This window comes from Nocardia farcinica (assembly GCF_029867845.1).
GTDB classification, from domain to species: domain Bacteria; phylum Actinomycetota; class Actinomycetes; order Mycobacteriales; family Mycobacteriaceae; genus Nocardia; species Nocardia farcinica_A.
The window spans coordinates 1-8,155 of the sequence record NZ_JARWRU010001092.1 but is presented as its reverse complement, the minus strand read 5'-3'; the positions used below and the strand labels follow the sequence as shown (position 1 = coordinate 8,155).

At 70.3% G+C, this 8,155-nt stretch carries 7 protein-coding genes; 3 read left to right on the top strand and 4 right to left on the bottom strand.

Going from position 1 to position 8,155, the window contains the following annotated elements:
* Positions 1-270: 270 nt before the first annotated feature.
* A complete protein-coding gene (locus tag QH283_RS24165; RefSeq protein WP_280505232.1) occupies positions 271-780 on the top strand; it encodes a peptidase in 510 nt (169 codons plus the stop codon).
* Between the two features lie 111 nt (positions 781-891).
* On the top strand, positions 892-1,710 hold the full coding sequence (locus QH283_RS24160; RefSeq protein WP_280505230.1) for a class I SAM-dependent methyltransferase: 819 nt from the start codon (positions 892-894) through the stop codon (positions 1,708-1,710).
* An 86-nt stretch (positions 1,711-1,796) separates the two neighbouring features.
* Here QH283_RS24160 and QH283_RS24155 read toward each other — a convergent pair whose 3' ends face one another.
* On the bottom strand, positions 1,797-2,564 hold the full coding sequence (locus QH283_RS24155; RefSeq protein ID WP_280505229.1) for an SDR family NAD(P)-dependent oxidoreductase: 768 nt from the start codon (positions 2,562-2,564) through the stop codon (positions 1,797-1,799).
* A 177-nt stretch (positions 2,565-2,741) separates the two neighbouring features.
* Between QH283_RS24155 and QH283_RS24150 the strand changes: the two genes are divergently transcribed.
* The gene (locus QH283_RS24150) at positions 2,742-3,341 is read left to right on the top strand and encodes a TetR/AcrR family transcriptional regulator (protein WP_280505228.1); all 600 of its coding nucleotides are present in this window, start codon (positions 2,742-2,744) and stop codon (positions 3,339-3,341) included.
* Positions 3,342-3,381: 40 nt separating this feature from the next.
* Here QH283_RS24150 and QH283_RS24145 read toward each other — a convergent pair whose 3' ends face one another.
* From QH283_RS24145 to QH283_RS24135, 3 genes are all read right to left on the bottom strand, one after another.
* Positions 3,382-4,128, bottom strand: a complete 747-nt coding sequence (locus tag QH283_RS24145) for a TMEM165/GDT1 family protein (RefSeq protein ID WP_280505227.1) — start codon at positions 4,126-4,128, stop codon at positions 3,382-3,384.
* Between the two features lie 259 nt (positions 4,129-4,387).
* Positions 4,388-6,352, bottom strand: a complete 1,965-nt coding sequence (gene htpG, locus QH283_RS24140; RefSeq protein ID WP_280505226.1) for a molecular chaperone HtpG — start codon at positions 6,350-6,352, stop codon at positions 4,388-4,390.
* A complete protein-coding gene (locus QH283_RS24135; protein WP_280505231.1) occupies positions 6,349-8,004 on the bottom strand; it encodes a TM0106 family RecB-like putative nuclease in 1,656 nt (551 codons plus the stop codon). Before QH283_RS24135 ends, htpG begins: the two co-directional genes overlap by 4 nt.
* Positions 8,005-8,155: the final 151 nt, after the last annotated feature.

The following is an 8,155-nucleotide window of genomic DNA, read 5'->3' as shown; positions in this document are numbered from 1 at the left end:
GCGGGGTTTTCTGGCGGGGCGGCCCGCCCCTTGGGGCCCCCCCCCCCCGTACCCCGGGCCGGGGCCCCCCCCTCCCGGGTCGCACCCCGCGGCTGTTTCGTCGGCCCGGTTTCCACCCCACCGCCGCGGCGCTGGCACTCTCTGGTACTTGTGTGCCAAATGACAGTTGAGTCATTCTCGAAATCCAGACATTTCGATCCCTTTGCGAAGGGGCACCGTCGCCCCCGGTAGCCGGATTTCGGGAGGCACAGACATGACGGCGACACCTCCATCGGTATCACCCCCTTCCAGGCCCGAGGCTGCCTGCGCGGTTTCCTCATCTCGGGGCGCTGGCCCGACACCACCAAGGAGTGGGCACAGGTGCTCGTGCTCGCGGTGCGTGTCGCCTCGCTGCCCGGTCTGCTGCCGACCACCACGGTCTTCGGCGTGCGCGAGGAACTGCCCGAGGATCCCGAACCCGGCACGGTGGGCATCGTCATGGCCGAGGGCCCCGTCCTCGGCGACGAGGCGATCGAACCGGGCCGCTTCGCCGACCGCACCCCACCGGCGCTGCTCATGCTGCATCCGCCGTCGGAGACCAGGCCGTCGCTGCCGGAGTGCACCGGCGCCGCCTCGGGGTGCGTGCTGCTGCCCGGGGTGCCGCATCTGGGGCTGGAGCATCGCGCCGCCTGGGCCGAGGCCGAATCCGACGGCACGGTCACATCGCTGGTGAGCCGGGTCGGGCTCGACCCGATCAGCGATCCCGACACCGCGGTGCTGGCCATGCTGCTGGCCGCCTGAGGCGAATCCACCCCTCCGACCGCCGTTTCACCACCCGGTCGCGCGCTCGCTCGATTAGTTTGCGAGGGGCCGCCCGGTGGGTCCGTCGCGGCCGGAAGGATGATGGCAGACATGTCCACTATCCCGTTGTCGTCGGCGCGCGCCTGGGACCTGGCCGCCGAGGGCTATGCCGCCTACTCCGGCGAGCTGATGAGCGGGTTCGCGGAGCGGGCGCTCGAGCTCGTCGAAGTGCGCGCGGGCGACCGCGTGCTCGATCTGGCCTCGGGCCCGGGGGCGCTGAGCCTGCTGGCCGCGCCGCGGGCCGCCGAGGTGCACGCCGTCGACTTCTCCGAGCGGATGCTGCGGGTGCTGCGCGAGCGTGCCGTGACCGCCGGGCTCGCCAACATCGGCACCCACCTGGGCGACGGCCAGCGGCTGCCCTACGCCGACGGGTACTTCGACGCCGCGTTCTCGATGTTCGGGTTGATGTTCTTCCCCGACCGTCGCCGCGGCTTCGCCGAGATGTTCCGGGTGCTGCGTCCCGGCGGGGTGGCGGTGGTGTCCAGCTGGGCGCCGGTGGTCGAGTCCACGCTCATGCGCACCATGTACGGGGCGTTGTGCGCGACAGGCGCGATCGACGAGGAGCCGCAGCCGGTGTACTCCAGCCTGGAGAATCCCGAGGTGTTCGCGGGCGAGATGCGCGAGGCGGGCTTCGCCGGAGTCGCCATCATGCGACACACCAGGACGCTGTCGTGGCCGAGCGCCGAGGATCTGCTCGACCACATGCTCGTCGGCAGCGCGCCGATGACCCTGCTGCGGCACGACCTCGGTGAGCAGAGGTGGCGCGACTGCGAGGCCACCATGCTCGCCCATCTCGAGCGGCACTACCGCCCGAACGCCCCGCTGACCGCCACCGCGCTGATCGGCATCGGCCACCGGCCGCGCCCCTGATCCGTCCGCTCCCGCGACGAGGGCCGCCGCCGGAGTCGATCCGGCGACGGCCCTCGTGCGGTGCTGCGCGGTGTCGGGATACCGGCCTAGCGCGGCGCCATGCGCAGGGCGCCGTCCATGCGGATGGTCTCGCCGTTGAGGTAGTCGTGCTCGACGATGTACTGCGACAGCTGCGCGTACTCGTCCGGGCGGCCGAGGCGCGAGGGGAACGGGACGCCCGCCTCGAGGCCCTTGCGGTACTCCTCGGTGACGCCGGCCAGCATCGGGGTGTCGATGATGCCGGGGGCGATGGTGTTCACGCGGATGCCGAACTGGGCCAGGTCGCGCGCGGCGGGCACGGTCATGCCGTGCACGCCACCCTTGGAGGCCGAGTAGGCGATCTGGCCGATCTGGCCCTCGAACGCCGCCACGGAGGCGGTGTTGATGACCACGCCGCGCTGGCCGTACTCGTCGACCGGGTCGGTCTTGGCGATGGCGTCGGCGGCCAGACGCATGACGTTGAAGGTGCCGAGCAGGTTGACCGTGATGACGGTGCGGAACAGCTCTAGGTCGTGCGGGCCGTTCTTGGACAGGATGCGGCCCGCCCAGCCGACACCGGCGCAGTTGACCACGATGCGCAACGGCGCGCCGGAGTCGACGACCTGCGCGACGGCGGCGGAGACCTCGTCGTGGCTGGTGACGTCGGCCGGGATCAGGGTGACACCGGCGGGCACATTGTCACCGGCGCGCTCGATCGACGCGGGGACATCCAGGCCGAAGACGGTGGCGCCCAGCTCGGCGAAACGCTTGGCGGTGGCGGCGCCGAGGCCGCTTGCACCGCCGGTGATGATGGCGGCGGAACCCGAAATCTCCACGATGGTCCTCTCGTTCGTGACAGCCAGTTGGCCCTTCGTCGATCGACCCTAACCCGTGGCGCCCGAGCCCCCGCCCACGGCACCCTCGGACACAACGGCGAAAATCGAAGTATGCAGCGAAAGGCAGGCAACACGCGCCAGCTCCCCCGGGGACGCCACGGGTTGCCCAGGGAGCAGGTGATCGCCTCGCAGCGGGACCGCATCCTCGACGCCATGGCCGATGCGATGGCGGCGCAGGGATATGTCGGCACCTCGGTGGCGGCGGTGCTCAAGCGGGCAGGCGTGTCGAGGGAGACCTTCTACGAGCAGTTCCGATCCAAGGAGGACTGTTTCCAGGCCGCGTACGCCCGCGCGGTGGAACGGCTGGTCGCCCGCATCACCGCGGCCGCCGACAAGCGCCCCGGCGCGCCGGAGGAGGGCCCCGACCTGGAGCGGATGGACCGGCTGGTCACCGCCTACCTGGACGGCCTGATCGAGGACCCGGCCTACGCCCGGCTCTACCTGGTCGAGGTGTACGCGGTCGGTTCGAAGGCGCTGAGCACCCGGGCGCAGTTGCAGGTCTCCTTCGTGAACCTGATCGCCGAGGTGCTCGACGCGCGCACCGAGGAGCAGCGCTTCGCGTGCGCGGCGTTCACCGCGGCGGTGAGCGCCATGGCCACCGGGCGCATCTCCGCGGGCGACATCGACGGGCTGCGCAAGCTGCGCGAGCCGCTGGTGGAGATGGTGCGCCGGGGCGGGGCGCTCTACGGCGGCCCGGAGGACCTGCCCGGCTCGTGAGCCGGATCCGAGCGATCCGGCTGGTGCGCCGGACCTCGGTTCAGCCGAGCGGGCGATCCGGCCGCCCGGCGAGGAGTTCTTCGTCGTCGGTGGTGGCTCCCGCATGGGTGGCGATCACGTCGGCGGCCGCCCGGCGGCGCAGCAGCGGGACCGCCAGGACGACAGCGGTGACCGCGAGCACCGCCGCGACGACGCCGACGGCGACCAGCGGAGCGGCCGAAAGCGCCGATAGCAATGTGGCCGTGCCGATGACCAGGAACAACGCGCCCGAAGCCAGGCCGATGAGCCGCTCGGGCAGGTGCTTGCCGACTGCGATGCCGACTGCGATGGCCAGCCCGTCGGCGGCGACCATGCCGATGGTGGAGCCGAGCCAGACGCCGAGCCAGTGGTTGTCGGTGGCCAGCGCGGCGGTGGCGAACATGGTGCGGTCGCCGAGTTCGGCGAGCAGCACGGCGGACAGGACCACCAGGAACGGCGCGGTGGTGGCGCGAGGGGCGGAGAGCTCCTCATCGCCGTGGCCGTCGAGGTGCTCGCGCAGGGTCCACAGGCCGACGAGCAGGAAGGTGGCGGCGGCCACGAAGGCGATGGCGGTGGTGGGCAGGGAGGCGCCGAGGAAGTAGCCGACGGCGACCGAGATGACGTGCACGCCCGCGGTGGCCGCGGCGATCGCGGACAGCACCACCCACCAGCGATAGCGCAACGCGAAGGTCAGCGCCATCAGCTGGGACTTGTCGCCGAGCTCGGCCAGAAAGACGATGCCGATGCTCAGCGCGATGGTGGCGGTCATGGCCGGTGCTCACTCCCCTGCTGCTCACTCCCCTGCTCGGGCTCGAAGTCTGCCCGGGCTTTCGAGATTACCTCGAGCAAACCGCAACGACCAGCGCTCCGAACTCGAAAAACCAATGCGCACAGCAATTTTGGGAGACCACCGTGGAGAGTTCGGCTACCCTTACGCAACTTCGGGGCGATCACGGCAAACCTGGCACGCCGACACGAAAAAGGCCCCCTCCCGCGCCGAAAGCGGAAGGGGGCCGGGGATTTCGCCGTTACGGCTGGACCGTGCGGGTGAGCCGGTCGGTGAGCAGTTGCGCGAACCGGGCCGGGTCGGACAGCTCGCCGCCCTCGGCCAGCACCGCCGTGCCGTACAGCAGTTCGGCGGTCTCTGTGAGTTCGGGCACCTTGCCCTCGTCGGCCTCGGCCTTGCGCTTGTCGTAGGCCTCGCGCAGTCCGGTGACCAGCGGATGGGTCGGATTGAGCTCGAGGATGCGCTTGCTCACCGGCAGCGACTGACCCGAGGCCCGGTACATGCGCTCCAGCATCGGGGTGAAGTCGAAGACGTCGCCGACCAGGCAGGCAGGCGAGGTGGTAAGCCGGTTGGTCAGGCGCACCTCCTTGATGTTGTCCTCCAGCGTCTTGCCCAGCCAGCCGAGCAGGTCGGCGAACTCCTTGTCCTGCTGCTCGCGCAACGCCTCGGAGGCCTTCTTCTCCTCCTCGGACTCCAGGTCGACCTCGCCCTTGGCGATGGACTGGAAGCGCTTGCCGTCGAACTCCGGCACCGAGCCGACCCACATCTCGTCGACCGGGTCGGTCAGGATCAGCACCTCGCGGCCCTTGGCCTGGAAGGCCTCCATGTGCGGCGAGCGCTCGATCTGCTCCCTGGACTCGCCGGTCATGTAGTAGATGACGTCCTGGCCCTCGGGCATGCGCTCGACGTACTGGGCCAGCGTGGTGGCCTCGGACTCCGAGTGGGTCGAGGCGAACGAGCTGACCTGCAGGATCGTCTCGCGGTTGTCGAAGTCCGAGAGCAGGCCCTCCTTGAGGACGCGGCCGAACTCGCGCCAGAAGGTCTGGTACTTCTCCTGGTCCTCGGCGGCCTGCATGTCCTTGACCGTCGAGAGCACCTTCTTGACCAGGCGCTTGCGGATCATCTGGATCTGGCGGTCCTGCTGCAGGATCTCGCGCGAGACGTTCAGCGACAGATCCTGAGCGTCGACGACGCCCTTGACGAAGCGCAGGTACTCCGGCATGAGCTCTTCGCAGTTGTCCATGATGAACACCCGCTTGACGTAGAGCTGCACGCCGCGCTTGTGCTCGCGGGTGAACAGGTCGAAGGGCGCCTGCGAGGGCAGGAACAGCAGCGCCTGGTACTCGAAGGTGCCCTCGGCCTTGAGCGGGATGATCTCCAGCGGCTCGTCCCAGGCGTGGCTGACGTGCTTGTAGAACTCCTTGTACTCCTCGTCGGAGACCTCCGAGCGCGGGCGCGTCCACAGCGCCTTCTGGGAGTTGAGGGTCTGCTCCTCGACGACGGTCTTCTCCGTCTTCTCCTCGCCCTCACCCTCGGTGACGGTCCGCTCGACCTGCATGCGGACCGGCCAGGCGATGAAGTCGGAGTACTTCTTGACGATCTCGCGGAGCTTCCACTCCTGGGTGTAGTCGTAGAGGTGGTCCTCCACGTCGGCGGGCTTGAGGTGCAGCGTCACCGCGGTGCCCTGCGGGGCCTCGTCGAGGTCTTCGATGGTGTAGGTGGAGCTGCCCGCCGTGGCCTCCCAGCGGGTGGCGGTGGTCTCGCCCGCCTTGCGGGTGGTCAGCACGACCTTGTCGGCCACCATGAAGGTGGAGTAGAAGCCGATGCCGAACTGGCCGATCAGGGCCTCGGCGGCGGCCTCGGTCTTCGCCTCGGCCAGCTGCTTGCGCACCTGCGCGGTGCCGGACTTGGCCAGGGTGCCGATCAGGTCGACGACCTCCGCGCGGGACATGCCGATGCCGTTGTCCCGGACGGTCAGCACGCGGTTGTCCTTGTCGACTTCCAGCTCGATGTGCAGGTCGGAGGTGTCGACCTGCAGATCCTTGTCCTGGAAGGAGGCAAGCCGCAGTTTGTCCAGGGCATCGGACGCGTTCGAGATCAGCTCGCGAAGGAACGTGTCCTTGTTGGAGTAGACGGAATGGATCATCAGCTCGAGCAGCTGATGGGTTTCTGCCTGGAACTCGAGTTGTTCGACGTGCTCTGTCACGTCGACAGGGTACCGCCGCCGGAGGCGGTGACCGGCGCGGGAGTTCGCGCGGGGGTCGCCCGCGGGTCGAGCGCGAAGTCGGCCAGCGAGGGCACCTGCTCGACGGCGCTGTGCGCGGTGGGCTGCCGGGGCGACATCCACTCCCGCAACGCCAGCGTGGCGCGCACGTCGTCCTCGTTGTACTCGAGCAGGCGGGTGCGCTGGCCGAGGTCGGGCGGGCCGTCGTAGCCGACCGCAAGCCGGTACCAGCTCATCGACGCCTCGCCGCCCGCCTCCGGGTCGCGCCAGGAGAACCCCGCCACCGGGGCCACCTTCTTCAGGCCCTTGCCGTTGGGGCAGATGAACTGCTCGGTGACGGCCTGGAACATGTCCACCCACTCCGGTCCGTCGACGAACTCGCGCACCTGCTCGACGGTGGGCACGCCCGGCATGCCGGCGAACCGCTCGGCCGACTCGTAGAGCCACTTGTCCTCGGCGGTGCGCGAGTAGCAGTAGGCGGCGAAGGTCTTGCCCGCCGCGCGAGCGGCGGCCCGCACCGACATCAGCCAGGTCCAGAACTCGCCGAAGGAGCGGCCCTCGTCGGTGGTGGGCAGCGGGTCCCAGGTGAGGAACGGACGGTACCGGCCGTCGAGCAGCGTGCCCCACAGGTAGGCGCCGTGCTCCTGGTAGCTCTCCAGGTCGACGTCGACCTCCACGTCGGCGCGCTGCACCCGCACCGTCTCGAAGCGGCGCACCAGCGGGGCGCCCGCCAGCCAGGCCCGGGCGGTGACCACGGCCTCGTCGAAGGGGCCGTGCTGCCAGTCCTGCGGGGCCTCCCCCGTCCAGGCGGCCAGCTCTTCGATGGTGGTGACGCCGTGGCCGCGCAGCACCTCCGCGCGCGAGCCGGGCGCGACCAGGCTCACGTGGTGACGCTCGGTCAGCCACTGCTCGCAGCTCGCGCCCTCGGCTCCCCTTGTCCACCAGGGGCATTGCCTGCACTCGGGCACCTTGGCGGGGGTGGTGGGCGACTGGCCGCGCACCACCGCGATGCGATCGGCGTAGCGGCGGTCGTAGTCGTCGAGCACCCCGGCGATGTCGTGCACCAGGATCCGAACGGCCTGCAGGCCGATCACCCCGCCGAGCAGGCTCGGGCTGGCCAGGCCGTGCCGTTGCAGCATCCGGTACAGGTGCGCGAGGCGCTGCTGGTCGCGCGGCTGCTGGCGAAGCTTGCGCGACTTGTCCGGCTGCGGATTCCAGCGCGACAGCTCCGAGGTCAGCGGGTGGAAGTCGGCGGGACCCGGCCTGCGCGGATCGGTGACCTTGTGGTTGACCACGATGATCGGGATGTATCCGCCGCGATCGGTGTCGCGCATCAGGATCTCCGAGCCGCCGCGCCTGCCGGTGTCGGGCTCCTGCGGCAGCAACGCGCCCCAGATCCATTGCGCCCCCGCCTCGCACGCGCGCACGGTGGCCTCGGCGCGGGCGCCCGCCCGCAGCTCGGGATCGATGACGACCCAGGCGTCGGGGGCCGCGGCGATCAGGGTGTCGCGCACCGAGGCGCGGTGCGCGGCGGCGGCCTCACGGCGCTGCCGCACCCCGGAATCCTCGACCACGTCGCGCAGTTCGCGCCCGTGCGCGGCGTCCATGCGCAGGCGATGACGGCAGCCGATCATGGCGCGGGCATCGAGGAATCCGGCGACGGCTTCGGTGAAACCGGCCGGGGTTTCGGGCGCGGCCGAGCCGGCCGGCCGCACGGCGGCCGAGCCCTCGTCCACGCGACCGTCGCGGTCGCCACTGCCCGAATTCACACAAGCAGTATGGTCC

What these genes read in the sequence shown, in the direction of transcription:
- QH283_RS24135 (WP_280505231.1), bottom strand. Translation starts at nt 8,004, where the DNA reads ATGATCGGCTGCCGTCATCGCCTGCGCATGGACGCCGCGCACGGGCGC.
- QH283_RS24160 (WP_280505230.1), top strand. Translation starts at nt 892, where the DNA reads ATGTCCACTATCCCGTTGTCGTCGGCGCGCGCCTGGGACCTGGCCGCC.
- QH283_RS24145 (WP_280505227.1), bottom strand. Translation starts at nt 4,128, where the DNA reads ATGACCGCCACCATCGCGCTGAGCATCGGCATCGTCTTTCTGGCCGAG.